This is a genomic window from Sphaerisporangium dianthi (assembly GCF_042654065.1).
GTDB classification, from domain to species: Bacteria; Actinomycetota; Actinomycetes; order Streptosporangiales; family Streptosporangiaceae; genus Sphaerisporangium; species Sphaerisporangium dianthi.
Genome location: NZ_JBHSFP010000002.1, coordinates 491,702 through 516,179 on the forward strand (window position 1 = coordinate 491,702; position 24,478 = coordinate 516,179).

Genomic DNA, 24,478 nt, shown 5'->3' on the forward strand with positions numbered 1-24,478 from the left:
CTGAGGGGGTCGCCCGTGAGTGTCAGTTCCTTCACCTCTGAACAAGAGAACGTCGCCTCGGAGTTCTTCGCAAGGTTCTGTGGCATCGTGTTCTCATCGCTCAAGCGGCGCGACCAGCGTCGATGGGCACGGCTGTACATCCGGGGGCTGCTGTCCATCGAGGGGCGCAAGACCATGCGCAGCATCGCCTCCCTGGAGACCGAGCCCGCCGTCGAACAGAGCCTGCAGCAGTTCATCAGCCAGTCGCCATGGGGCTGGATCTCCGTGCGGCGCGCCCTGGCCGGCTACCTGGAGCAGGCCGTCCGCCCGATCGCGCTCGTCGCCGAGCCGCTCGTGATCCCCAAGTCGGGGGACCACTCGGTCGGCGTCGAGCGCCGGTTCGTCCAGAAGCTCGGCCGCCTGGCGAACTGCCAGCAGGTCGTGGGCGTGTGGCTGGCCTCCGAGCAGGCGGCCTTCCCCATCGACTGGCGTCTCATCCTGCCGGAGAGCTGGACCGACGACGAGGTGCGCCGCCGGCGGGCGGGCATCCCGGACGACGAGGTGAGCCTCACGGTCGAAGAGTGCGCCGCCGAGGTGGTCACGAGCATCGTCCACCAGTGGGGCCTGAAGCCGCGCCCGGTCGTGATGGACGCCAGGGAGATCGACCTCGGACGGCTGATCTACGAGCTGTCCGCCAGGGAGATCCCCTTCGTGCTGCGGGTGCACGACTCGGTGCCGGTCAGCCCGTCCGACCCGCGCATCCCCATGGGCATGGGCCGGCGCATCGAGGCCGGCCGGCTCATCGACGCGCTGCGCGACGTCAACCGCATCGTGGAGTCCCGCAGGTCCGCGTCCAGGGCGACCCCGGCGCCGCAGTCGGTGGTCGTGGCGGCGCGGGTGCACACGCCGTTCCACTCGGCGACGGCCCAGGACGAGCCGCCGACGCTCACCCTGCTCGGCGCGTGCGCCGGCCCCGAGCAACGCACGGTCGCGGTGTGGCTGTCCAACATCACCAAGCTGCCGCCGGCGACGTTGCTGCGCCTGGCCGAGACGGCCGAGCGGGTGGCCTGGGACCGCGCCGGGGTGACCCACCGCCTCGGCCTGCGCGACTTCGAGGGCCGGTCGTTCCGCGGGTGGCACCACCATGTGACGCTGGTGTCGGCGGCGCACGCCTTCTGGATGCTGTTGTCAGGCACCCCGTTGTGACCGTCGCCCGTCCGCGTCCGCGCCCCCTTCCCCGGGGGCCTTTGCCGGGGCGGTCAGCAGGGTGCCGAAGACGAGTGCGAAGAACGAGCCGAAGGCGTCCGCCGAGCGGGTGGCGCGGGCGTCGATGAGCGTGCCCTCCCAGGCGTTGACGACGAAGCGGGCCGTCGTGGCCGGGTCGAGGTCGCCGCGCACCTCGCCGCCCCGCTGGGCCTCGCCGATCACGTCCGCGACCAGGGTGGTCCAGACCACGAGGTTCTGCTCGACGCCGACGCGGAGGACCTCGCTGTGGTCGCCGATCTCGGTGCCGAAGTTGCCGAACATGCAGCCGCGCTTGTAGCCGTGGCCGACGGTCTCGTCCCGCAGGAACTCGAAGTGCGCCCTGAGGCGGGCCACGGGCGCGACGGAGGCGTCGGCGAGGTCGCGCATGCGGAGGGTCTCGCCGTAGCGTTCGAGGGCCGTGAGGGCCAGCGCCTCTTTGCTGTCGAAGTGGTTGTAGAACGACCCCTTCGGCGCGCCGGCCGTGGCGGTGATGTCCTTCACCCCTGCCGCGTTGTAGCCGCGGGAGTGGAACTGGTCGAGTGCGGCCTCGACGATCTCTTCGCGCATGCTCTGCCTGGCCACGGTCATCACCGCCTTCGCCATCAATATGGTCGGTCGTCTTCCGCGTGTCAACCCAGGTGGGAGGCCCGCCCTCTGGGGCGGGCGGCCCGGGCGTGATCACGACCGCGGGGTCATGGGTCCGCTTGACGCGGTCAAGACGACCGACCATATTAAGACGACCGGTCATTTTGAAGACGGGTGGCGCGCACGAACGGCGCCTTCACCATGCGAAAGGAAACGACAATGTCCACCTACCGCGCGTTCCAGGTGTCCGGGCAGGGCACGGGGGACTGGGCCCTGGTCGAGCGCGAGCTGACCGCCCCCCTCCCCGGCCAGGTGCGGCTGCGGGTCGAGGCCTGCGGCATCTGCCACTCCGACGCGCTCGCGTTCATGGGGATCATCCGCCCGGACGCGTCCGCGCCCATCGTGCCGGGCCACGAGGTCGTCGGCGTCATCGACGCCGTCGGCGCCGGCGTGAACACCTGGAACGTCGGCGACCGGGTCGGCGTCGGCTTCCTGAACGGCCACTGCGGCGAGTGCGACTTCTGCCGGCGCGGTGACTTCGTCAGCTGCGCGAGCCAGCCCCTGACCGGGACCACCGTCGACGGAGGCTACGCCGAGGTCGCCTACGCCAGGGCGAGCGGGCTCGTGCGCATCCCCGACGGAATGGCCGCGACAGACGCGGCGCCGCTGCTCTGCGCGGGCCTCACCGTCTACCAGGGCCTCCAGCGGGCCGGCGCCCGACCCGGCGCGCTGGTCGCCGTCCTCGGCATCGGCGGCCTCGGCCACCTCGGCGTCCAGTACGCGAACAAGCTCGGCTTCCGCACCGTCGCCGTCGCGCGGGGCACGGAGAAGGCCGAACTGGCGAAGCGGCTGGGCGCCCGGCACTACATCGACAGCCTCGCCGAAGACCCCGCCGAGGCGCTGCGCGCGCTCGGCGGCGCGGCCGCGGTCATCGCCACCGCGACCGACAGCCGGGCGATGGCGTCACTGGTCACGGGGCTGGCGCCGCACGGACGGCTGGTGGTCCTGGGCGCCGGGCTCGACCCGATGCCCGTGCTGCCGGGCGACCTGCTCTTCGCCCAGCGGGCGATCGTCGGAAGCCTCGTCGGCACCCCCGTCGAGAACGAGGACAACCTGGCCTTCACCAGGGACCAGGGCATTCATTCGATGAACGAGGTCCTGCCGCTTTCGGAGGCCCCCAAGGCGTTCGAGCGCATGATGTCGGGCAAGGCCCGCTTCCGCGTCGTGCTCGACGCGCACGCCTGACAGGCGGCGCGCCCCGCCCACGCGCGACCAACAGGCGCCATGGTCCGGCCGCGCCCGCCTGACAGGCGGCATGGTCCGGCCGCGCGCACCCCGTACAGGACGGCGCGTACGCTTGGCCCGCGAACCCCGGAAGGGGCGTGGCCGGGGGAGACGCCGTGCGTGGCGCTCGTTGACCCTGACACCGTGTGAGGCCGTAGACCAGAGGCATCATGTTCACCATCGGAGAATTCGCCCGTCTCGGCCGGGTGTCGGTACGGATGCTGCGGCACTACGACGTGCTCGGACTGCTGCGCCCCGCGCGGGTCGACCGGTTCACCGGTTACCGCTACTACGAGGCGGAGCAGTTGCCGCGGCTCAACCGGCTGATCGCGCTAAAAGATCTCGGCCTCAGCCTCCGGCAGGTGGGGGAGGTCCTCGAGGAGAAGGTCGGCCCCGAGCACCTGCACGGCATGTTGCGGCTGCGCCGCGCGCAGTTGGAGGCGCAGGTCGCCGACGACATGGCGCGGCTCGCCCGAGTCGAGGCGAGACTCCGACTGATCGAAACGGAGGGCGCCATGCCCGCTGACGTAGTGATCAAGAGTGTGCCCGCGGTCCGTCTCGCCGAGCTGAGCGCCACGGCCGACGGCTTCGAGTCCGACAAGATCGGCTCAGTGATCCAGCCGCTGTACAAGGACCTGTGCGAGCGGGTCGAGGCGGCCGGGCTCGTCTTCACCGGCCCCGCGATCGCCTACTACGAGCCGGTCGCCGAGGGCGTGCGCGTGCACGCCGGAGTGCAGGTCAACCTGGAGAAGGGCAGGACCTACGACTTCGAGGTCGTCGACCTGCCCGCGGTGGAGCAGGCCGCCACCGTCATCCACCAGGGGAACATGGACCACGTGGACGTCTCCTACCAGCATCTCGCCCGCTGGATCGAGGACAGCGGCCACCGCGGCTCCGGCGTCGCCCGCGAGGTCTACCTGCAGTACGGCGAGGGCGACCCGGCCACCTGGATCACCGAGATCCAGGAGGCCGTCACGCGCGCCGTCTGAGCTCCGGCGCGCGGCGCGGGCGTCAGCGCTTGGCCTCGGCCAGTGTCGTGCGGAGCGTCGCGACGTCGCACGGAACCCCGGGGGACTCCCAGAAGTTCTCGCCTTCCCCTGAGTAGATCAAGCCGTACGCGGGGGTGCCGGGCTGGAAGCGCCACCCGTCGGCCAGCGCGCCCGCGTCGACGGCGTCGTAGCCGATGCGGTCGAGGAAGGCCGTCACCTCGCTCTTCGCGCCGGCGTCGTCGCCCGCGATCGCCATGGCGCTGCGGTCGGCCGCGCCGGCGGGCCGGGGCAGCGCCCGCAGGTGCTGGAAGTAGATGTTGTTGAACGCCTTGACGACCTTGGACGCCGGAAGGTGCTCCTGCAGCAGTTCGCTGGAGGTGGTGGACTCGTCGTCGAGCTCGGCGAAGACCCCGTCCCGCTGCGTGTAGTAGTTGTTGGTGTCGATGACGGCCTTGCCGGCGAGCGGCTCGGCCGGAACCTCACGGTAGGCACGCAGCGGGATACTGACGACGACCAGGTCGCCCGCGGCCGCGGCCTCGGCGGAGGTCGCGGCCCGGGCCTTCGGCCCGAGCTCCTCCACCAGCTCCTGCAACGTCTGCGGCCCGCGCGAGTTGCTCAGCACCACGTCGTAGCCGGCCGCGACCGCCAGCCGGGCGAGGGTGCCGCCGATGTTCCCGCTGCCGATGAATCCGATAGTCGTCATGACCCTCTGTAACCCCCGCCTCCCGCCGGGCATTCCTCACCGCCTGGGCGACGAATGGGATCAGCCGCATAGGACGCGCGGGACGCGCGGGCCGCGGGGGCGGCGGAGAAGGCCGGCGGCGGTCGCCGCCGGCCTTCCGGTGCCGAGGGAGGGTCAGGCGCGGGTCCACTTCTGGTTGGACCCGCCGGTGCAGTCCCAGAGCTGGAGTCGTGCGCCGTTGGCGGTGTTGCGCTCCACGATGTCCACGCAGCGGTTGGAGGCCGGGTTGACCAGGTCGCCGGCCGAGGTGAGCGTGAAGCGCTGGGCCCCGGTGCCGTTGCACGTGTAGAGCTGGATCGGCGTGCCGTTGGCGGTCCCGGCCGCCGCGGCGTCCATGCACTTGCCCATCGCGCGGACCGTGCCGTCGCCGTTGACGGACCATTGCTGGGCGGCGGTGCCGTTGCAGTCGTACATCTGCAGGGCGGCGCCGTCGACCGGGTTGGCGCTGGGGATGTCGACGCAGCGGCCGTTCAGGTTGGACCTCAGCGCGTTGCCGGTCCCGGGGTTGTCGCTGGTCCACGCGGAGACGCGGACGTAGTCGATCAGCATCGTCTGCGGGAACGCGGTGCTGGAGTTCGGGCTGCCCGGCCAGTTGCCGCCGACCGCCACATTGAGGATCATGAAGAACGGGTGGTCGAACACCCACTGGTTGCCGCGGATGCCGGCCGGCGTGACGCGGAAGAACTCGGAGCCGTCGAGGTACCAGACGATCAGGTTGGGCGACCAGTCGACCCGGTAGTCGTGGAAGGCGTCGCCGAGCGCCGCGCCGATCGTGCGGCTGCCGCCGACTCCCGCGCCGCCGGAGTAGCCGGGGCCGTGCACGGTGCCGTAGACGGTGTTCGGCGTGCTGCCGACGTTCTCCATGATGTCGATCTCGCCGGTGTTCGGCCAGTTGCCGCCGCCGAGCATCCAGAACGCGGGCCAGATGCCCTGCCCCTTGGGGATCTTGATGCCGGCCTCGAAGCGGCCGTACGCCTGACTGAACTTGTCCGCCGTCAGGATGCGGCCGGAGGTGTACTGGCAGGTGCCGTAGTGGCACTGCAGGTTGGACGGGTTCTCCTTGCGGGCGGTGATGGCGAGGTGGCCCTGCCCGTCCTGGTACACGTTGCGCGTCGAGTTGGTGTAGTACTGCAGCTCGTTGTTGCCCCAGCCGCCGCCACCGGTGTCGAACTTCCACTTGGAGCCGTCGATGGGCGCTCCTGAGGCGCCGTTGAACTCGTCGGACCAGGTGACAGGGCCGATGGCGGCCTCGGCCCTGTCGTTGCTCGTGGCGGTGACCAGGCCGCCTGTCAGGGTGAGGATCACGGCCGCGGCCGTGAGGAGGAGCCGGGGTTCGCGCATGGAGGCCTCCGGTCGGTGTTCGTCGCCAGGCACGGCTTCCGGCCTGCGCCCTCATGGCGTGCGGGGGCGCACGCAGGCGTGTCCAGTGCTGCCGGAAGTCCGTTCACTGTCCGAATTAAGCGGATCCAACACCGGCGTCAGGGGCCTTGTCAATAGGAAGGTTTCTTTTTGATTGGGGTTCGTGACCCGTTCGCGCACCGGTGCCGAGATCGATGACTTCCTCAAGGCCGGGCCGGGGGAGCGCTCCGCTCGTCGACGGCTGCATCGCCGGCGTGTGGCGGCGCGGTCGAGGGGGGCGTCGAAGGCCACGGCTTCGCACCGCGCGGACGGCGAGGCGCGGGAGGGGGCTCCAGGCGGCGGCCGGTGCGCTGACGGCGTTCACGGCGCGGCGCGGGACCATGGCCCATCGGCGCTACGCCCGCTGGTGGGCGAAGCGCATGCCGGGCGCCGAAGTGCGTCTGCTCCCGAGTCGAGTGCGGCCCCGGGAGAGGGCGCGAGGCGGTCTCAGAGTTTGTACAGCTTGTTGAACGGTGTGGTGATCCGTTCCTGCCGGGATCCGAAGTCGACGATCACGGCGACCTCGTCCTCCACGGCGATGACGACGCCAAGCCCATAACGATCATGGGTCACCCGGTCGTCCACGCTGAATCGCTCAGCGGGCGGGGTGGGAGGCGGGGGCTTGAATGGACTTGTGGGCAGGTGACGACGGGACGCGCCGCTGGGTTGGTTCATCCACCCCAGTATGGGCCAGGAGCATGTCACTTAGGCAAGCGAGGCCGCCCCGAGTCGGGGTCGGTTTCCGGTCGCCCGGCGGAGGACCCGGAGGGGTGTTCGACCTCGGCGCGGGAATCGGATGGGTGTTCGACCTCGGCACGGAGAAAGGCCCGTGAAGGTCCACGCCGGGGCGGTGGACCGGCCGCCGGCGTGGATGCGCTCGCGCTGTGTGCTTCCCCGCGGTGCGGCGGTCTCAGAGCTTGTACAGCTTGTTGAACGGTGTGGTGATCCGTTCCTGCCGGGATCCGAAGTCGACGATGACGGCGACCTCGTCTTCCACGGTGATGACGACGCCGAGCCCATAACGATCATGGGTCACCCGGTCGTCCACGCTGAATCGCTCAGCGGGCGGGGTGGGAGGCGGGGGCTTGAAGGGACTTGTGGGCAGGTGACGACGGGACGCGCCGCTAGCTCGGTTCATCCCCTCCAGTATGTGCCGCCTGCGGGAACGCTCGCGACAGAAGGTCGGCAAACTACCCAAATTGATCAAATCGCCACCATGATCCGGGTCCCGGCAGCCCCTCGTGAGCGACGCTCCGCCCGGCATGTGCGACATCACGCCGGGACCGGTAGCACATTGGGACTAGACAAGGCGGAACCCGCGGCGGGGCGGGGGGATCCAGGGGAACCGCTGAGCGCCTCCGGTCGTGGGGGAGACGCCGTCTCCCCCACGACCGGAGGTCCCTTCGCCCATCGAGCACCGGCCTCGGCCGGCGATGGGCACGCCGCTCACTTGATTCCGTAGGCCCTGATGACGGTCTCGTCGAAGGCGTTGCCACCGGTGTCGGCGGCCTTGACGCGCAGCGAGGCGAACCTGCCGCGCGTGCCGGACGGGTGCGAGGTCTCGGCGGTCCAGGCGCCCTTGCCCGAGGGGTGCACGAGCGTGGGCAGCCAGGTGCGGCCGTCGTCGTAGGAGATCTCCACGGTGAGCTTGCACACCTTCAGGTCAGGTGAGCCGTTCTGCCGCTCGACCCGCAGCGGGATGCTCATGCGGCCCGTGGCGGCCCGGTTGCGGTCGTCCAGCTCCGGCTTGAGCGCGACGGTCATCAGCGGCAGCACCTGCCGCCTGCCCGGCTCGGGCGTCGTGGACCGGAACCGCCACTCGGCGCTGACGCGGGTGGACACCCTGGTCATGGCCGGGTCGCGGTCGGCGGTCATGGTGAGCCGGTAGTCGGCGGGCCTGCGGTCGGCGGGCGCGTCGACGTTGCCGCCCAGGTAGTCGGCCGCCCAGATCTCCTTGCCGTCGCGGTAGAGCTTGGACCGCGGGGAGCGGTAGTCGCCGTAGGAGTGGCGTCCGGGCACGCCGTCCTCGAACATCCCGGTGGCGAACTGCAGCAGGTTGTCCTCGCGCCAGTTGTAGTCGCCGCCGGGGTTGAGCGCGGGCGCGAAGACGCCGGTGTTCCAGCGGTCGGTGGTCTTCTGGCCGGCGCGGTAGACGGTGGTCTGGCCGAAGAAGAACTGGTCGATGTTGTCCCAGGCGTCGATCGCCTTGTACTGGATGAAGGAGGGGTACCAGCCGGTGTCGCCGGGCGTGTAGTACTCGGTCCGCCGGAACGGGAGCGAGAACTTCGACACCTCGCCGTACGGCATCCAGGCCATCTCCTTGCCGTACAGCACGGGCAGGGCGAAGTGCTCGCCGAACTTCGCGTCCTGCTGGGTGGCGTAGGTGGAGGTGACCTCGGCGAGGTCGCGGCGGCGCGGACGGTAGCCGGGGTCGGCGGGGATGCGCGGCTCGGCCTTCATCAGGTGGTAGAAGTACGGGCTGTCGTCATAGCCGCCGTCGCCCTTCGGCTTGGCCCACTGCGTCCACCGGTAGAAGGCGAACTTCTTGCTCGCCGTGCGGGTCGTGGGGATGGCCTTGACGCCCTCGACGCGGTCGGCTCCCCACCTGTCGAACAGCTCGACGTCCACGCCGAGCGGCTGCTGCCCCTCGACGAGCTGGAGCATGCCCAGCATGCCGATCGCCAGCCGCGCGGTCGGCTCCTCGGTGCGCACGTCCACCGGCCGGGCCTTGCGGGCGTCGGCGGCGAAGACGCGGTCGGCGTCGAGCGTGAACTCCGGGTCCGACGCCATCACCGTGGCGCCGTCCTGGTCGAGCATGAGCGCGACGACCGTGTAGCGGTGGCCCTTCTCCAGCCGCAGGTCCAGCGCGCCATCGGCGATGTCGTAGTTGTCCTGGCTCTTGGCGTCGAGGTCGATCACCCCGGCGAACGCGGCCTGGGCGGGCTTGCCGTCCGAGCCGGTGAAGGTCAGCTTGAGGCCGCGCCTCTCCGGCTCGACCTGCATGCCGATGCCGGTGCGCACGGAGACCTCGCCGCCGGTGGCGATGACCGTGCCGCTGAAGATGCCGGTCGCGGACGGCTCGGCGGTCACCTCGACCTGCGCGGCGCCGCGCGCGGGCACCTCCACCGTGGTGGCGCCGAGCTTGAACGGCGTCACGGTCGCGCCGTGGCCGTCCTTGGCCGTCACGCTCAGGTCGAGCCGGACGGCGGCGTCGCCGTCGTTGCGGTAGGTGAGCGTGCGCTTGACGGGCGAGGGGCTGGGCAGTTCGAGGTAGCCCATGCTCAGCGAGGCGGGCTCGGCCGTGACGTGCTGGGCGACGGCGCGGGCGACGTCCACGCGGCCGGAGCCCTGGTAGTAGGCGCCGAGCTCGTCGCCGGGCGCGGTGGAGGCCATCAGCGCCGACTTGATCTGGTCGGCCTTCCAGTCGGGATGCTCGCCGGCGATGATCGCCGCCGCTCCCGTCACGTGCGGGGTGGCCATGGACGTCCCGCTCATCGACGTGTAGGCGTCGTTCTCCTCCGGGGCGCCGGTGCCGGCGGCCCTGGCCGCGATGATGCCGGCGCCGGGCGCGATGAGGTCGGGCTTGACCGCGCCGTCGCCGGGGCGGGGGCCGGTGCTGCTGAAGCCGACGAGCGTGTCGTCGTCCTTGAAGGAGGCGCCGACCGACAGCGCGCGGTCGGCGCTGCTCGGCGTGCCGAGGGTCTGGGGGCCGTCGTTGCCGGCCGCGATGACGAACAGCGTGCCGTACTGCTCCGACAGCGTGTTGACGGCCTGCTCCACCGGGTCGACGCCGGGGGTGTCGGGTTCGCCGAGGCTGAGGTTGGCGACGCGGGCGCCGTTCTCCGCCGCCCAGGTCATGCCCTCGATGATGTCCGAGTCGAGGCAGTTGCCGGTCTGGTCGCAGATCTTGCCGATCAGGAGCTTCGCGCCGGGAGCGACGCCCTTGTACGCGCCGCCCGAGGCGGCGCCGGATCCGGCGACCGTGCTGGCGACGTGCGTGCCGTGGCCGTGGAGGTCGGTGACGTCGGGCTCGTCGGTGAAGTTCTGGGTCTTGGTCACCAGGCCCTGCAGGTCGGGGTGGCCGGCGTCGTAGCCGGTGTCCAGCACCGCGACGGGCACGTCCTTGCCGTTGTAGCCGGCCGCCCATGCCTGGGGCGCGCCGATGTGCGGGACGCTGACGTCCAGGGAGACCTTGGCCTTGCCGTCCAGCCAGACCTTCTCGGGCGCGGACGCCACCTTGGCCTGCGCGGTCAGGGACTTCCAGAGCGTGCCCGCGCCGGCGTGCGGCTCGCTCTGCGCGATCCCGTTGATCGCGGGCAGCGGGCGCCCGCCCGCGACGCGCAGGGTGGCGGCGGCGCCGGCGGAGTACGTCACGATCAGCGGGAGCGCCGAGCTGGCGGCGTCGTCGTAGCCGAGCGCGGCGAGCCGGGTGACGTCGAACAGCCGGGGGTCCAGCCGGCCCGCGGCCAGCAGGGGCATCGCGTCCACGGGGACGATGCTGAGCCCGTCCTCGGTCCGGCGATGAATGAAGTTCATCTTCTCGCGGCCCGGGCCCGGCTTGACGCTGAGCTGGGACCGCTTGTCGGGCAGCGGGCGAAGGGTGACCTGGTCGCCGGTGATGAGGGTGACCGTCTTGGGAGCGCCGGCCTTCGCGGCGGCCTGCGGCGTTTGCGGGGAGGGGGAGGGGGTGGGGGTCGCCTGGGCCGGCGTGGCGGCGGCTACCAGGGCCGCTATCACAGCGCCGACAAGGGCGGTTCTCTCTAGCACGACCCGATTTCTAACGGTATGCGAATTTTGCTGACAAGAGAGGTCAGGTGGCCTATTGCGGCAGCCGCCGGAAGTGGCCAAGATCTCGGGCATGCTAGACGACGTGCCGACGCTGGAAGCCGTGGGCATCAGCGCTTTCGACGAGGGCATCTACCGCGCGGTGCTGGCCTCTCCCGGCATCACGGCGCAGGAGCTCGTCGCGAGAAGCGAGGAGAGCCCGGGCCGCGTCCAGTCCTCGCTGAGCAGGCTCCGTGCCAAGGGCATGGTCAGCCGCCTGTGGGGGCGGTCGCCCCGCTGGACGGCGACGAACCCGGGGACCGCGATCCGCTCGCTGGTCCGCGGCATGCAGACCGAGCTGGACCGGCTCACCGACACGGCCGACGCGCTGGAGGCGGCGTTCCGCGCCGTCGGCCAGGATCCGGCGGAGGGCGGCCAGTTCGAGATCCTGGCCGGGCCCGAGGAGACCGCCCGGTGGTACGTCCGGCTGCAGCAGGAGGCCAGGGAGGAAGTGCTGACCTTCGACCGGCCGCCGTACGTGCTGGACTACCGCAACACTCTGGAGGCCGAACGCCTCCGCGAGGGTGTCCGCTACCGGGCGATCTACGCGCGGGAGGCGTTCCTGCACACGGGAGCGCTCGACGAGCTGGACAACCAGCTCAGGGCGGGCGAGGACGCGCGGGTTCTGGCCGAACTGCCGTTCAAGATGGTGCTCGTGGACCGGCGGCTGGCGATCATGCCGCTGAGCATGGACCAGCCGCTGGCCGGCAGCGTGCTGATCAAGGGGTCGACCATGGTGGTGGCCCTGGCCGAGTTGTTCGGCCGCATGTGGCGGGAGGCGGTCCCGGTCTACCCGCGTCCCGCGGCCCGTGACGGCGCGCCCGAGCCGGCGGGGGGCGAGGCCGGCCGGGACGGCGAGGGCGACGAGGACCGTGAGGTGACGGAGCCCGGACTGGAGGACCGCCGGCTGCTGGCGCTGCTCTCGGCCGGGCTCAAGGACGACGCCATCGCCCGCCAGCTCGGCACCAGCCCGCGCAGCCTCCGCCGCCGCCTGCGCCACCTCTTCGACGAGCTGAACGCCGAGACCCGTTTCCAGGCGGGCGCCCAGGCCGGCCGCCGCGGCCTCGTCTGACCCGCTCACGGGGCGCGGCGGGGGGCCGGGGGTGGGCGAAGAACGCTGAAATTTCGCTCCCGGAAGGAAACGATGATGAAACAATCCTCCGCCCATCGTTGACACGCGATCTTCGTATGGTGTGCCTTCGTCTACACGGAGCAACCCCCCCGCCGGAAGGTGAGGCGCACGATGAGGAAATGGTTCACACGCCTGGCTGTGCTATGTGTGACCCTGTTAGTCGCCGGTCAGGGCCACGCCGCGCTGGCCCAGGCCCCCGAGGCGGGGAAGAAGGTCCTCCGGGTGGGCGCCACGCAGGCGGTGGATTCGATGAACCCGTTCCTGGCCGTCCGGCTCGTCTCGACCTCGATCCACCGGTGGATGTACGGGTACCTGACGGTGCCCGACTCGAAGACCCTGCAGCCCAGCCCCGACCTGGCCGAGTCGTGGACCACCTCGGACGACGGGCTGACCTGGACGTTCAAGATCCGCCAGGCGAAGTGGTCGGACGGCAAGCCGGTCACGGCCGAGGACGCCGCCTGGACGTTCAACAAGATCATGACCGACGACGCGGCCAAGACCGCCAACGGCCCGGCCGTCGAGAACTTCGAGAGCGTCACGGCCAGCGGACAGGACCTGGTCATCAAGCTCAAGGCCCCGCAGGCGTCGATGCTGGAGAACCCGATCCCGATCATGCCCAAGCACGTCTGGGAGGGGATCACCGGCCTCGCCGACTACGACGGTGACGCCTACCCGTCGGTGAGCAGCGGGCCGTTCGTCGCCACGGAACACAAGAAGGACCAGTACGTCAAGCTCAAGGCGAATCCCGGCTACTGGCGCGGCGCGCCGAAGATCGACGAGCTGCAGGTCATCTTCTACGACAACCCGCAGGCCGCCATCGCCGGCCTGAAGAAGGGCGACATCGACCTGATCGGCCGTCTCAGCCCGCCGGAGTTCGAGGCCGTCAAGGGCGACCCGAACATCCAGCAGTGGGACAACCAGGGCCGCCGCTCGGCGTACCTGCAGATCAACCACGGCGCCACGACCACCGACGACAAGCCCGTCGGCGACGGGCACCCCGCGCTGAAGGACCCGAAGGTGCGCCAGGCGCTGCACTACGCCATCGACAAGCAGAAGCTGGTCGACCAGGTGCAGAACGGCCTGGCCAAGGTCGCCGACGGGTCCATCGTGCCGCCCATGTACAAGGACTTCTTCTGGGAGGCGACCGGCGAGGACAAGGTGGGCCACGACGTCGCCAAGGCCAACCAGATCCTCGACGACGCCGGGTACAAGAAGGGCGCCGACGGCGTCCGCACCATGCCCGGCGGCGGCAGGAAGCTCGAGTTCCGGTTCAGCATCCACACCGAGACGCCGATCGAGGACAAGCTCGCCGAGTACCTGACCGGATTCTTCAAGGAGATCGGCGTCACGCTGACCACCAAGAAGCTGGACAGCAGCAAGTTCACCGAGGAGACCGGCGTCACCGGCCTGTTCGACATCGCGATCAGCGGCTGGTCGGTCAACCCCGACCCCGAAGAGGTGCTCGCCACGCACCTGTGCAGCCGCCGGCCCACCCCGACCGGCGAGGGCGGCGGCACCGAGTCGTTCTACTGCGACGAGACGTTCGAGAAGCTCTACCAGGAGCAGCTCAAGGAGCTCGACCGCGGCAAGCGCGCCGAGATCATCAAGCGGATGCTGGGGCGCCTCTACACCGACGCCCCCGTCATCGCCCTCTACTACAACAACGACCTTGAGGCCTACCGCAAGGACCGCGTCACGAGCATCACCCCGATACCCGAGGACGACGGGGTGCTCTACGGCGGCAGCGGCTACTGGCCCTTCTACACCGTCGACGTCGCCGCGACCCGCGCCGCCACAGGCGGAGCGGGCGGGGGCGGAGGTGTCGGCCTGATCGCCGGCGTGGCCGGCGGCGTGCTGGTGCTGGGCCTGGCGGCGTTCCTGTTGACCCGGCGACGTAAGAGCACAGCGGACGACCGGGAATGACGGCTCCGCTCGAAGCGGCCGAGCCTGTCGCCGCCCAGGCGGCGGGCTCGGGCGGCGACGGCCGTCCCGCCCGCGGCGGCACGCTGCGTTACGCGGCGTCCAAGGCGGGCGGGGCGCTGCTCAGCATCGCCATGGTGATCGTCGGCACGTTCTTCGTGTTCCGGCTGCTGCCCGGCGACCCGGTGCGCAACCTGGCCCAGGGCCGCAGGATGACGCCGGAACAGCTCGACCTGGAGCGGCACCGGCTCGGCCTGGACAAGCCGACCGTCGACCAGTTCTTCGACTTCGCCGGCCAGATCCTCCGTTTCGACCTGGGCACCTCCTACGAGTACAAGCGGCCGGTCCTCGACCTGATCGGGGAGCGGTTCGGCGCGACGCTCCTGCTCACCGGCACGGGCCTGGTCATCGCGGTCAGCCTGGGCATCTGGCAGGGCGCCCGGGCGGGCTGGCGGCACGGCTCCCGGTTCGACCGCGTCTCCACCGGCGTCTCGCTGGTGCTGTGGTCGGTGCCGACGTTCTGGCTGGGGCTGCTGCTGATGATGGCGTTCGGCGTCGGCATCGGGCCGATCCCCGGCATCCTGCCGTTCCGCGGCATCGAGAGCGTGGACGCGCCCGATGGATTCGGCTACGTCTTCGACGTGGCCTCGCACATGGTGCTGCCCTGCCTGACCCTGGTGGCGGTCGTCTACGCCCAATATCTGCTGGTCATGCGCTCCTCGCTGCTGGAGGAGGTCGGCCAGGACTATGTGAACGTGGCGCGGGCCAAGGGCCTGCGCGACGACGAGGTGCGGCGGCGCCACGCGGTGCCCAACGCGCTGCTGCCCACGGTGACGCTGGTCTTCATGCGCGTCGGCTTCATCGTCGGCGGCGCGGTCACCGTCGAGTACATCTACACCTGGCCAGGACTGGGTCAGCTGTTCTACGAGGCCATAAAGGTGCCCGACTTCACGCTCATGCAGGGCACGTTCCTGCTCATCACGGTGTCTGTGATCATCATGAACACGCTGGCCGACGTCGTCTACCATCTGCTCGACCCGAGGGTGAGGTCGGCATGACGAGCGTCGCCTGGACGCGCCGGCGCCAGGCGCTCGGCGGCTTCTGGGACGGCTTCCGCCGCGAGCGCGCCGGCGTCGCCGGACTGGCCACGCTCCTCGCGGCCGTGGCGCTCGCCCTGGTGGCGCCGCTGTTCATCGACGAGACCGTGACGAGCGTGATCTCCGGCACGGGCGCGCGATGGGCCCCTCCCGGTGCCGAGCACCCGTTCGGCACCGACGAGTCCGGCAGGTCGATCCTGCTGATGGTCTGGTGGGGTTCGCGCACCTCGCTGCTCATCGGGTTCCTCGCCGCGCTGGTCAGCATCGTCATCGGCATGGTGGTCGGCATCGCCGCCGGTCACCTGCGCGGCTGGACCGGCGTGGTGCTGATGCGGATCACCGACTGGTTCCTCGTGCTGCCTTCGCTGATCACGGCCATGGTGCTGGCGGCCGTCCTCGGCGGCAGCACCTTCACCATCATCATGGCGATCGGCGTCACCACCTGGCCGGTGACGGCCCGCCTGATCAGGGCGCAGACCCTGTCGGTGGAGGCCCGGCCCTACATCGAGCGCGCAAGGGCGCTCGGCGGCGGGCACTGGCACATCACCACCCGGCACGTGCTGCCGAACGTGGCGCCGCTGCTGCTGGCCAGCACCACGCTGGAGGTGGCCAGCGCGATCGTCACCGAGTCCACGCTGGCGTTCCTCGGCGTCAGCGCGAACAAGACCTCCTGGGGGACCATGCTGCGCGGCTCCTACGACTACGGCGCGGCGACGCACGGCGCCTGGTGGTACATCCTCATCCCCGGCCTGTGCATCCTGGCGGTGGTGATGGCGTTCACGCTGTGCGGCAGGGCGCTGGAGACCGTGCTCAACCCGCGGCTGAGGAGGGCGGCATGAGCCTCCTCGAACTGGACGACCTCTCGGTGACCTACACGATCGAGGCGGGCGAGGTTCCCGCCGTACGCGGGGTGTCGCTCACGCTGGAGGCGGGAGCGGCGCTCGGAATCGCCGGCGAGTCGGGATCCGGCAAGTCGACGCTGGCCATGGCGCTGTTGCGGCTGCTGCCGCGCGGCGCCCGCGTCGGCGGCCGGATCCTGCTCGACGGTGAGGACGTCCTCACCATGAAGTGGGGGAGACTGCGGGCCGTCCGCTGGGCGCAGGCCTCCATCGTGTTCCAGGGCGCGCAGCACGGGCTCAACCCCGTGCACCGCATCGGCGATCAGATCGCCGAGCCGCTTCTGACGCACGGGCTGGCCGGGCCCGAGGCGGCCAGGGGGCGGGTGGCCGAACTGCTCCGGCAGGTCGGCCTGCCCGACTGGCGGGCGCGCAGCTACCCGCACGAACTGTCCGGCGGCCAGCGGCAACGCGTCATGATCGCGATGGCCCTGGCCTGCTCGCCCCGGCTGATCGTCGCCGACGAGCCGACCACCGCGCTCGACGTGATGGTCCAGGCGCAGGTGCTGACGCTGATCAAGCGACTCGTCGCCGAGCGGGGCATCTCGCTCGTCATGATCTCGCACGACCTGTCGGTGCTGGCCGACGTGTGCGACCGGCTCGCGGTCATGTACGCGGGGCGGGTCGTCGAACACGGGCCGTCGCGCGAGGTGTACCACGCGGCCGCGCACCCCTACAGCCGGGCGCTGGCGGCGGCGTTCCCCACGGTGGGCGACCCGGCCTCCCGGCTCGCCCCGAAAGGGCTCGGCGGCGACCCGCCCGACCCGATGCGGCTGCCGGGCGGCTGCGCGTTCCACCCGCGCTGCCCGGTGGCGCTGGAGGAGTGCTCGACCCTGGACGTCGAGCCGCGTCCCGCGGGCGAGGGCCGCGAGGCCGCCTGCGTGCACGTCCGCGAGAAGGAACAGGAGGCCTCATGACCGGGGCGCAGACGTCGGCCGGGCCGGTGACCACCGGACGCGCACCCCTGCTGGAGTCGCGCGGACTGCACGTGGAGTTCGCCTCCCGGGGGCGGCGCGCCCGCGCCGTCGACGGCGTCGACCTGGCCATCGGGCAGGGCGAGATCGTGGCACTGGTCGGCGAGTCCGGCTGCGGCAAGACGACGCTCGCCCGTACGCTGCTCGGCCTCGAACGCCCCACCTCCGGCTCCGTCGTGTACGGCGGGACGCCGCTGAGCCACCGTCCAAGGGCGCTCAAGGCCTACCGCAGGCAGGTGCAGCTCGTCCTGCAGGACCCGATGGGGTCGCTCAATCCGCGGCAGACCGTCTACGAGGCGGTGGCCGAGGGGCCGCGCATCCACGGCCTGGCCGGCGAGCGGGAGATCGTGGCCTCAGCGCTGGCCCGTGCCGGGCTGCGCCCGCCGGAGACGTTCTTCCGCCGCTACCCGCACGAGCTGTCCGGCGGCCAGCGCCAGCGCGTGGTGATCGCCGGGGCGCTCGCGCTGGACCCGAAGGTCCTGGTCGCGGACGAGCCGGTGGCCTCGCTCGACGCCTCGGTACGAGGCGAGATCCTCGCGCTCCTGCTCAAGCTGCGCGACGAGCTGGGGCTGTCGGCGCTGGTCGTCACGCACGACCTGGGGCTGGCCTGGAACATCGCCGACCGGCTGGCGGTCATGTACCTGGGGCGGATCGTCGAGTCGGGCCCGGTGGAGCAGGTGCTGACCGCGCCCCGGCACCCGTACACGCAGGCGCTGTTGTCGGTGCTGCCGGAGTCGCCCGAGCGGGTGGTGCTGGCCGGCGAGCCGCCGGACCCCACCCGCATCCCCGCGGGGTGCCGCTTCCACCCCCGCTGCCAGGTGCTCGCCTCCGGCCGCGCCGCCGAGGCGGGAGTGGACGGCAGGTGCCGGTCTGAGCCGCCTGCCGTGCTGCCGGCCCGTCCCGGACCGCAGGCCGCCTGCCACTACGCGGCCGAGGCACGGGACGCCCAGATCACCCGCGACCCCGGCTGAGGGTCACACCCGATAGCCCTTCTTCACGTCCTCGACGAAGCCGAGGTAGTCCCGCAGCGGCCAGACCTGCTCGTACTCGAGGTACTCCCGCATCGGGAGCCGTCCGAGCGCGGTCCGGTCCAGTTCCTCGGCGTCGGGCGAGTCGACGATCGCGATCAGCCGCTTCTGCGCGGCGACCTTCCATATGCCCACGCAGAACCCCGATTCGATCGACTTCAGGACGTGTTCCGCCTCGTCGACCTCGATGTCCCACAGTTCGTCGAGGTGGATCCGGCCCTCGTGATTCCACTTCATCTGGACGTAGAAGAGCATGGGTCTCCTAATGCTCGGAGCATGACGGTGGTCACGGCGCCGGAACAGGCCCGCCGTGCGACGGGATGCCCGCGCCGGCATTCCGGCCGCGAGCGGTTCGGCGACGGCCGTCATGGCCGGAGGGCGGGGCGAGGCGCCGGCATCCGGCGGGATCCCGGCGACGTGCTCATAGCCATGCCACAGTGCGTCGTGCAGTGGAGCGATCGTCCGTGACCTCTGGAAACGAGATCCGTCGAACCTGTCTGCCGCCAGTCTTCCCGCGTCCCGGGAAAGGCACAAAGACCTACGCCACATCCACTCCGATTACGTCATATACGGATATGTCGCACAGGGCGATCCGTTCACCGGTTACCAGAAAGCAGCGCCGCCCCGCGCCGTGCCGGCGCGGGGCGTTCATCTCGTACCGACGTCGTGGTGCGGACCGTGGGGAAGGCCGCGGTAAGGCGGCGAATGTCCCGTCTTACGGGACGCTCCACAGGAACCACAGGTTGTACTGGTACTCGCAGCGGTACCAGGTCCACAGGTGGTTCTGGACGCCGTAGTCCCCGTACCGGTAGCAGTCGGAAGAGGAGTAGTAGACGTTGCGGAGGGTGTCAGCGTGCGCGGGCGTGGCGCTCCCGGCGACCACCAGCCCGCTGATCAAGGCGCCGGCGACGGCCAAGGCTCGGATCTTGCGCATCAATCCTCCGTCGAGTGGACGATCGTGGGACTTTCAATGCGGAGCATTACAGCGCGAACGGCGTGAATCCAGATCATGGTGTCCTCCGTCGCCGATCCCGGCGATATGACCTGGGACGGCCCCGGACAGGCCGGCCGCGATCGGTGAAACTTTCCCGTCCGCCTGCTGAAGCCCTTCGCGGGCGACCGGGATCCCGCGGCCGGTGGTCTCCCATTTCCGGTGAAGTGGCCGTATCGGACAGGCGACCGGGGACGGCTTTGTTTCCGTGGCGCGAAAGCGATGTCGCTCGCCGGTCCGGCATCTGGGCATAGTGAGACCACCGTTGATGACCGCCACGAGGCGTCGCCGCGGATTCTCCTCTATCGCCACGGACGCCGTCGTGTCCGCTCGAATCACGAAACGAGGATCACATGAGGATGACCGCGACACGGAAGAACGATTCGTGACCGAACCCGGCTTCGTCATGGCCGAGGACCGAGACGCCGTCACCGCGAGGCTCCGCGCGCAGCTCGCCGGGCTGCCCGCGCGCTCTCCGTTCTACGCCGGCCTGTTCGCCGAGCACGGGGTCGATCCGGCGGCGCCGGTGTCCTTGGACGACATGCGCAAGCTGCCCTTCACCGACAAGCGGATGCTGCGCGACTCCCAGGCGGCCTCACCTCCGCTCGGGCGGCACGCGGGCGTGGACATGGTCGAGGTGATCCGCGTCCACGCCTCGACCGGCACCACGGGCACCCCGAGCTGGGTGGGGGTGACCAGGCGCGACGCCGAGGCGTGGACCGCGATGGCGGCCCGAGCGTTCGTCACCATGGGCGCGAGGCGCGAGGACGTCGTCCTGCACGGCGCGGGGCTGACCCTGTTCGTGGGCGGGCTGCCGATTCGGGACGCGCTGGAGCGCATCGGCTGCACGATGATCCCGGTCGGCACCGGGGCGTCGGAGAAGGCGGTGCAGGCGCTGGACACCTTCGGCGTCACCGCGCTGCACGCCACTCCCTCCTACGTGCGCTACCTGGCCGAGTATGTGCGCAATCTGGGGCGCGACCCCCGGGAGTTCGGCATCCGCAAGGTCTTCGTGGGCGGTGAGCCCGGCGGCGGCGAGCCGGCCTTCCAGCGGTACATCGAGGAAGAGTGGGGCGCGCGGGTCACCGAGGGCCTGGGCAACGCGGACATGGCGCCGGTGCTGTTCGGCGAGCCTCCGGGCGCCGGCGGCATGCGGTTCACCGGCGGCCGGCACGTGGTGGTGGAGCTGGTCGACGCCGGCAGCGGCGAGTCGATCACCCCCGAGCCGGGCGCTTCCGGTGAACTCGTCTACACCTCGGTGGACCGCGAGTGCTGCCCCCTGGTCCGCTTCCGCACCGGGGACCGGGTGCTGGTCACCGGGCTGGCCGCCGACGGGGCGCCGCTCATCCGCTGCGTGGGCCGCACGGACGACATGCTGATCGTGCTGGGGGTGAACGTGTTCCCCACGGCGATCCGCGATCTGGTGCAGACCGTCCGTCCCCGCGCCAACGGCATGGTGCAGATCGTCCTGCCGGGCCCCGGCCCGCGGGTGGAGCCGCCGCTGCGGGTCGAGGTCGAGCTCGGAGACGAGCCCGGCGACCGCGAGCGGTTGCGCCGCGAGATCGAGGAGCTGATCCGGGCCCGGCTGACGGTGCGGGCCGAGGTGATCCTCGTCCCTGCGGGCTCGCTGGAGCGCACCGAGATGAAGTCCCGCCTGACCCGCGTCTCCGGCTGACCCACTTCTCAGCGGGCTCCGCCGGCCGGCCTCGGCCCCTGACGTCTCGCCGGGGTGGAGTGCCCGACCTCGCGCGCCTGCCAGTGCGCGGGCGTGCGAGGCGCCCCGGCGGCGGCCGACGGCGCTCCGAGGGCGCGAGAGATGCTTCGGGCGGTCGAGGCCAGAGCGGGCACCAAGGAGTGGGGGGAGCGCGATCTGCTCGGCACAGTGATGCCGACCGCGGCCACGACGTGCTCCTGAGGACCGCGGATCGGCACCGCGACGGCCATCACGCCGGGGGTGAGCTGGCTCTCCGCGACGGCGACGCCCGACCTGCGCACCTCGGCCAGGAAGGGCCTGAGCGCGTCCGGCTCGGTCAGCGTGTTCGCGGTGTACCGGCACAGGTCGGAGGCGAGCACCTCCTCCTGGAACTCCTGGGAGGAGTGGGCGAGCAGCACCAGGCCGGTGCCGGTCGCGTGCATGGGCCAGCGTCCGCCGAGCCTGCTCCGCACCGGCACGGTGTCCCTGGCGCGGAGCGACTCGACGTAGACGACGTCGTGCCCGTCGGGCACTCCGAGATGGATGTTGGCCCGGGTGGCGTGCTGCAGATCGTGCAGCAGCGGAAGCGCGATCTCGCGAAGCTGACCGCCGTCGGGAGCCAGGGTGCCGAGCTCCAGGATGCGCAGGCCGATGCTGTACTTGCTGTCGCTGTGCCGGGACAGCGCGCCCCAGCAGCGGAGCTCGTTGACGAGCCGATGGGTGGTGCTGAGCGTGAGGCCGGTTCTGCGGCTGATCTGGCTGAGGGACAGCGTCAGGTTCTCGGCGTCGAAAACGCCGAGAATCGAGAGCACGCGCTGGGCCGACGTCAGGCGACGGGATTCCGCAGACTTGTCTGCCAGGACAGTCACCTACGCACCTGCCTGTCCACATCGTGATTTAAGTTTCAAGGACATTAACCCAGGCTATCCAAACGGTCAATCCTGCAATGGCAGAATGAAGTCACCCAAATTGTCTTCCGCCTGACGGAAGTGGCCTTCCCTCGCGGTCGCGGCGGAAATAACCAGAGGCGCGCAGGTCAGGGCGCGAATAGGGTGACCGGGTGCTGAAGCCCTCGTATCCCATCGCGACTCCCCGGCTGCTGCTCCGTCCCTTCACCATGGACGACCTGGACGACCTGTACTCCTTCCACTCGCTCCCCGACGTCGCCCGCTACCTCTACTGGGACGCGCGCACGCGCGACGAGACCGGCGAGGCGCTGGCGACGAAGATCGGACAGGCGGAGCTGCGCGAGGGTGGTGACGTCCTCGCCGTCGCCGTCGAGCTCCGCGAGACCGGTGCGCTGATCGGCGACCTTTCCCTGTTCTGGCGGAGCGCCGAGCACCGCCAGGGCGAGATCGGCTTCGTGTTCCATCCGGCCTGCCACGGGCGCGGTCTCGCCACCGAGGCGTCCCGGGAGATCCTGCGCCTCGGCTTCGACGGTCTCGGCCTGCACCGCCTCTACGGCCGCTGCGACGCTCGCAACACCCCCTCGGCCAGGCTCATGGAGCGGCTCGGCATGCGGCGCGAGGCCCACCTCGTGGAGAACGAGATGTTCAAGGGCGAGTGGAGCGACGAACTGGTCTACGGGATGCTCCAGCGGGAGTGGAACTCCTGACACGGCCCCTCACCGGGCTCGATCCGGTGGAAGGGTGAGGCGCCGCCGGGCGCCCGTCCTGGGCGGGCGAACACATGCTTGACGATCAGGGCGATTCGCGATCTCTTAGGTGAAGCGGCCGAGCCTTACGGAGATCTTGACGCCGTGGGCGAGGCATGCTGTGATCAGAATAACCGGTATTTCCTACGTGTTTAGTGGAAAATGGGGAGTTGTGAGGGTTCTCCGGCACGCTGCCGCCATGGCCGCGCTTCTGATGGGCGTGGTCGGCATCCAGGTCATCCAGGGCGGAGCGGCGCATGCGGCCCTGCCCACCGCCGCCGTCGCGCTCGGCGACAGCTTCATCAGTGGGGAGGGCGCGGGCGACTACCAGCCCGTCGTCGACGCCTCCGGGACGGCACAGGCCTTCCCCGGCTGGTCGGCCGCCAACGGCAACGCCTACTTCTGCCACCGTTCGGCGAACGCCTCGTTGTTCAAGGGGTCGCTCCCGGGCATCCAGGACCGCTTCAACCTCGCGTGCTCCGGCGGCCAGCCCGCCGACATCGCCAACCCCTCCGGCGCCCGCCCCCACGGCCGCGACGTCGCCTCGCAACTCGACCAGCTGCGCGCCGTCGCCCAGACCCACGACATCGACGTCGTCCTCATCGGCCTCGGCTCCAACAACGCCCAGTTCACCTTCGGCGACGTGGCCACGCTCTGCGCCAACCGCTTCATCGCCGACGCCTGGACGGGCTGGTGGGAGTTCTGGGCGTACCTGAACGGCGAGGTGCCGCAGGAGCCCTGCGCCGTCTCCGACCTGGCCACCGACGCCGAGGTCGCCGCCGCCACCAGCGAGACCACCGCCGCCCTGCGCCAGGTGCTCGACACCCTCGCCCAGGTCGACGCCGACGGCGTCCACCAGGTGGTCCTGCAGACCTACACCAACCCGCTGCCGCTCGACGTCGCCCCGCAGTACCGCGACGAGGACGACCGCACCGACACCCGCGACAAGTTCCGCGCCCTCGGCGCCGAGCGGTACGCCGCCGGCTGCCCGATCCACCGCGCGAGCCTCGCCCCCGGGCACGTGTTCTCCCAGAACCTCGGCTCCCTGGTCAAGAACGCCTACACCACCCTGGCGGCCGAGCGTCCGAGCGCCGACCTGCGCGTGCTGGACGTCCAGAGGGCCTTCGACGGGGCCCGGCTCTGCGAGAACCCCGGCAGCCCGGCCGGAACGCTCGCCACGCCGCTCCGGGTGCAGGACGGGCCGTCCGGCACGTTCATCACCAGCCTGTCCGGCTGGGACAAGATCGGCATCCAGCGGCTGGCGAACACCTGCGTCACCTACTTCCAGACCTGCCAGGAGTCGTGGCACCCCAACGCCGCGGGCCACGCCGTCCTCGGCCAGTGCCTGTCGGGGGCCCTCACCGCCGCGCCCCGCACGGTCGTCACGTGCGCCCGCAACGCGAACGGCACCCTCACCATCTCCTGACATCTGCCTCCGTGCACCACAGCGCGCGCCCCGCCCCCGGGGCGCGCGCTGTCGCGTCGCGCACCCCGACGAGGGCGTCGCGGAGTCGGCCAGCAGCGTCCCAGAAAGTGTCAAACGCGCTTTGTGGATCTTCCCTGCCGTGCATGGTCTCGATCTCGGCTCCGTCCGGGTGGGGCAATCAGCAGCCACGTCTCGACCCGGTCGTCGCTCCTGTCCTGGAGATTGATCCCGGCGAGCCAACCGGTTCGATCCGCCTCGGCACCGCTGCCGGCCTCAAGGAGCACCGCATGGGCCCCCGACATTCGCGAGCCGGCCGAAGGCTGATTTCCGTCATCCTGGCCGGCGTCCTCGCGCTCGCCGTGCCCGGCGTGGCGCTGTCAGGCTCCCACGCGGCGGCGCGGGCCGAGGCCGAGTGCATCTCCACACCGCTCGCGTACAGAACCGCTTGGGAACAGCGGGAGGTCCGGTGCGTCTCGCCCAATCTGTTCGGGACCGCGCACACCCGCGGCAGCACTTCGCTGTATCCCAGCGGCTTCTGGTACGCGTGGGCGGGCTCCAGCACCAACCTTGAGCGTTACCTGGCGCTGCACAAGATCTACGGTGCCACTCCGCCGAAAGTCG

Annotated in this window: 20 protein-coding genes and 1 pseudogene; 12 read left to right on the plus strand and 9 right to left on the minus strand. The window is 70.8% G+C overall.

All coding sequences use genetic code 11. The annotated features are described in order from the left end of the window. Window positions 1-15: 15 nt before the first annotated feature. A pseudogene (locus ACFO60_RS05230) lies at window positions 16-1,173 on the plus strand (IS701 family transposase); the annotation flags it as partial. On the opposite strand, the gene ACFO60_RS05235 reads toward ACFO60_RS05230, so the two are convergent. Continuing rightward, entirely contained in the window at window positions 1,168-1,827 is a 660-nt protein-coding gene (locus ACFO60_RS05235) for a TetR/AcrR family transcriptional regulator (protein ID WP_380837639.1), read from the minus strand. The pseudogene ACFO60_RS05230 and the gene ACFO60_RS05235 overlap by 6 nt on opposite strands. 201 nt (window positions 1,828-2,028) lie before the next feature. Between ACFO60_RS05235 and ACFO60_RS05240 the strand changes: the two genes are divergently transcribed. Both ACFO60_RS05240 and ACFO60_RS05245 read left to right on the plus strand, forming a co-directional pair. Further along, window positions 2,029-3,054 (plus strand): alcohol dehydrogenase catalytic domain-containing protein, encoded by a 1,026-nt coding sequence (locus tag ACFO60_RS05240; protein WP_380837642.1) that lies wholly within the window; start codon window positions 2,029-2,031, stop codon window positions 3,052-3,054. Between the two features lie 209 nt (window positions 3,055-3,263). Continuing rightward, window positions 3,264-4,082, plus strand: coding sequence for a MerR family transcriptional regulator (locus ACFO60_RS05245; RefSeq protein WP_380837645.1), 819 nt, complete (start codon window positions 3,264-3,266; stop codon window positions 4,080-4,082). Between the two features lie 22 nt (window positions 4,083-4,104). Here ACFO60_RS05245 and ACFO60_RS05250 read toward each other — a convergent pair whose 3' ends face one another. From ACFO60_RS05250 to ACFO60_RS05270, 5 genes are all read right to left on the minus strand, one after another. Then, window positions 4,105-4,785: an NADPH-dependent F420 reductase gene (locus ACFO60_RS05250; RefSeq protein WP_380837648.1), complete on the minus strand. Its 681-nt coding sequence runs from the start codon at window positions 4,783-4,785 to the stop codon at window positions 4,105-4,107. Between the two features lie 153 nt (window positions 4,786-4,938). Further along, the gene (locus ACFO60_RS05255) at window positions 4,939-6,165 is read right to left on the minus strand and encodes a ricin-type beta-trefoil lectin domain protein (RefSeq protein WP_380837650.1); all 1,227 of its coding nucleotides are present in this window, start codon (window positions 6,163-6,165) and stop codon (window positions 4,939-4,941) included. 504 nt (window positions 6,166-6,669) lie between these two features. Beyond that, window positions 6,670-6,897, minus strand: coding sequence for a hypothetical protein (locus ACFO60_RS05260; RefSeq protein WP_380837652.1), 228 nt, complete (start codon window positions 6,895-6,897; stop codon window positions 6,670-6,672). A gap of 235 nt (window positions 6,898-7,132) precedes the next feature. Next, window positions 7,133-7,360 (minus strand): hypothetical protein, encoded by a 228-nt coding sequence (locus tag ACFO60_RS05265; RefSeq protein ID WP_380837655.1) that lies wholly within the window; start codon window positions 7,358-7,360, stop codon window positions 7,133-7,135. A gap of 308 nt (window positions 7,361-7,668) precedes the next feature. After that, window positions 7,669-10,989 (minus strand): S8 family serine peptidase, encoded by a 3,321-nt coding sequence (locus ACFO60_RS05270; protein WP_380837658.1) that lies wholly within the window; start codon window positions 10,987-10,989, stop codon window positions 7,669-7,671. 91 nt (window positions 10,990-11,080) lie between these two features. Between ACFO60_RS05270 and ACFO60_RS05275 the strand changes: the two genes are divergently transcribed. The 6 genes from ACFO60_RS05275 (at window position 11,081) to ACFO60_RS05300 (ending at window position 18,036) form a co-directional block, all read left to right on the plus strand. Further along, window positions 11,081-12,118, plus strand: a complete 1,038-nt coding sequence (locus tag ACFO60_RS05275) for a TrmB family transcriptional regulator (RefSeq protein WP_380837661.1) — start codon at window positions 11,081-11,083, stop codon at window positions 12,116-12,118. A 207-nt stretch (window positions 12,119-12,325) separates the two neighbouring features. Beyond that, window positions 12,326-14,101, plus strand: a complete 1,776-nt coding sequence (locus ACFO60_RS05280; RefSeq protein ID WP_380837664.1) for an ABC transporter substrate-binding protein — start codon at window positions 12,326-12,328, stop codon at window positions 14,099-14,101. After that, complete coding sequence (locus ACFO60_RS05285) at window positions 14,098-15,156, plus strand: ABC transporter permease (protein WP_380837667.1); 1,059 nt, start codon at window positions 14,098-14,100, stop codon at window positions 15,154-15,156. The genes ACFO60_RS05280 and ACFO60_RS05285 overlap by 4 nt, the downstream gene beginning before the upstream one ends. Next, window positions 15,153-16,034: an ABC transporter permease gene (locus ACFO60_RS05290; RefSeq protein ID WP_380837670.1), complete on the plus strand. Its 882-nt coding sequence runs from the start codon at window positions 15,153-15,155 to the stop codon at window positions 16,032-16,034. The genes ACFO60_RS05285 and ACFO60_RS05290 overlap by 4 nt, the downstream gene beginning before the upstream one ends. Beyond that, window positions 16,031-17,008 (plus strand): ABC transporter ATP-binding protein, encoded by a 978-nt coding sequence (locus ACFO60_RS05295; protein WP_380837672.1) that lies wholly within the window; start codon window positions 16,031-16,033, stop codon window positions 17,006-17,008. Before ACFO60_RS05290 ends, ACFO60_RS05295 begins: the two co-directional genes overlap by 4 nt. Next, a complete protein-coding gene (locus ACFO60_RS05300; RefSeq protein WP_380837675.1) occupies window positions 17,005-18,036 on the plus strand; it encodes an ABC transporter ATP-binding protein in 1,032 nt (343 codons plus the stop codon). The genes ACFO60_RS05295 and ACFO60_RS05300 overlap by 4 nt, the downstream gene beginning before the upstream one ends. Before the next feature lie 3 nt (window positions 18,037-18,039). Here ACFO60_RS05300 and ACFO60_RS05305 read toward each other — a convergent pair whose 3' ends face one another. Both ACFO60_RS05305 and ACFO60_RS05310 read right to left on the minus strand, forming a co-directional pair. Beyond that, entirely contained in the window at window positions 18,040-18,348 is a 309-nt protein-coding gene (locus ACFO60_RS05305; protein WP_354838641.1) for a muconolactone Delta-isomerase family protein, read from the minus strand. A gap of 460 nt (window positions 18,349-18,808) precedes the next feature. Then, entirely contained in the window at window positions 18,809-19,027 is a 219-nt protein-coding gene (locus tag ACFO60_RS05310; protein ID WP_380837678.1) for a hypothetical protein, read from the minus strand. 442 nt (window positions 19,028-19,469) lie between these two features. On the opposite strand from ACFO60_RS05310, the gene ACFO60_RS05315 reads away from it, so the two are divergent. Then, window positions 19,470-20,759, plus strand: a complete 1,290-nt coding sequence (locus ACFO60_RS05315) for a phenylacetate--CoA ligase family protein (RefSeq protein ID WP_380837680.1) — start codon at window positions 19,470-19,472, stop codon at window positions 20,757-20,759. A gap of 8 nt (window positions 20,760-20,767) precedes the next feature. On the opposite strand, the gene ACFO60_RS05320 is transcribed toward ACFO60_RS05315, so the two are convergent. Further along, window positions 20,768-21,646, minus strand: coding sequence for an IclR family transcriptional regulator (locus ACFO60_RS05320; protein ID WP_380837683.1), 879 nt, complete (start codon window positions 21,644-21,646; stop codon window positions 20,768-20,770). A 191-nt stretch (window positions 21,647-21,837) separates the two neighbouring features. On the opposite strand from ACFO60_RS05320, the gene ACFO60_RS05325 reads away from it, so the two are divergent. Both ACFO60_RS05325 and ACFO60_RS05330 read left to right on the plus strand, forming a co-directional pair. Continuing rightward, window positions 21,838-22,392 carry a GNAT family N-acetyltransferase gene (locus tag ACFO60_RS05325; RefSeq protein WP_380837685.1) on the plus strand — a complete coding sequence of 185 codons (555 nt, stop codon included), beginning with the start codon at window positions 21,838-21,840 and terminating at the stop codon, window positions 22,390-22,392. Between the two features lie 238 nt (window positions 22,393-22,630). Further along, on the plus strand, window positions 22,631-23,857 hold the full coding sequence (locus ACFO60_RS05330) for an SGNH/GDSL hydrolase family protein (protein ID WP_380837688.1): 1,227 nt from the start codon (window positions 22,631-22,633) through the stop codon (window positions 23,855-23,857). Window positions 23,858-24,478 lie beyond the last annotated feature (621 nt).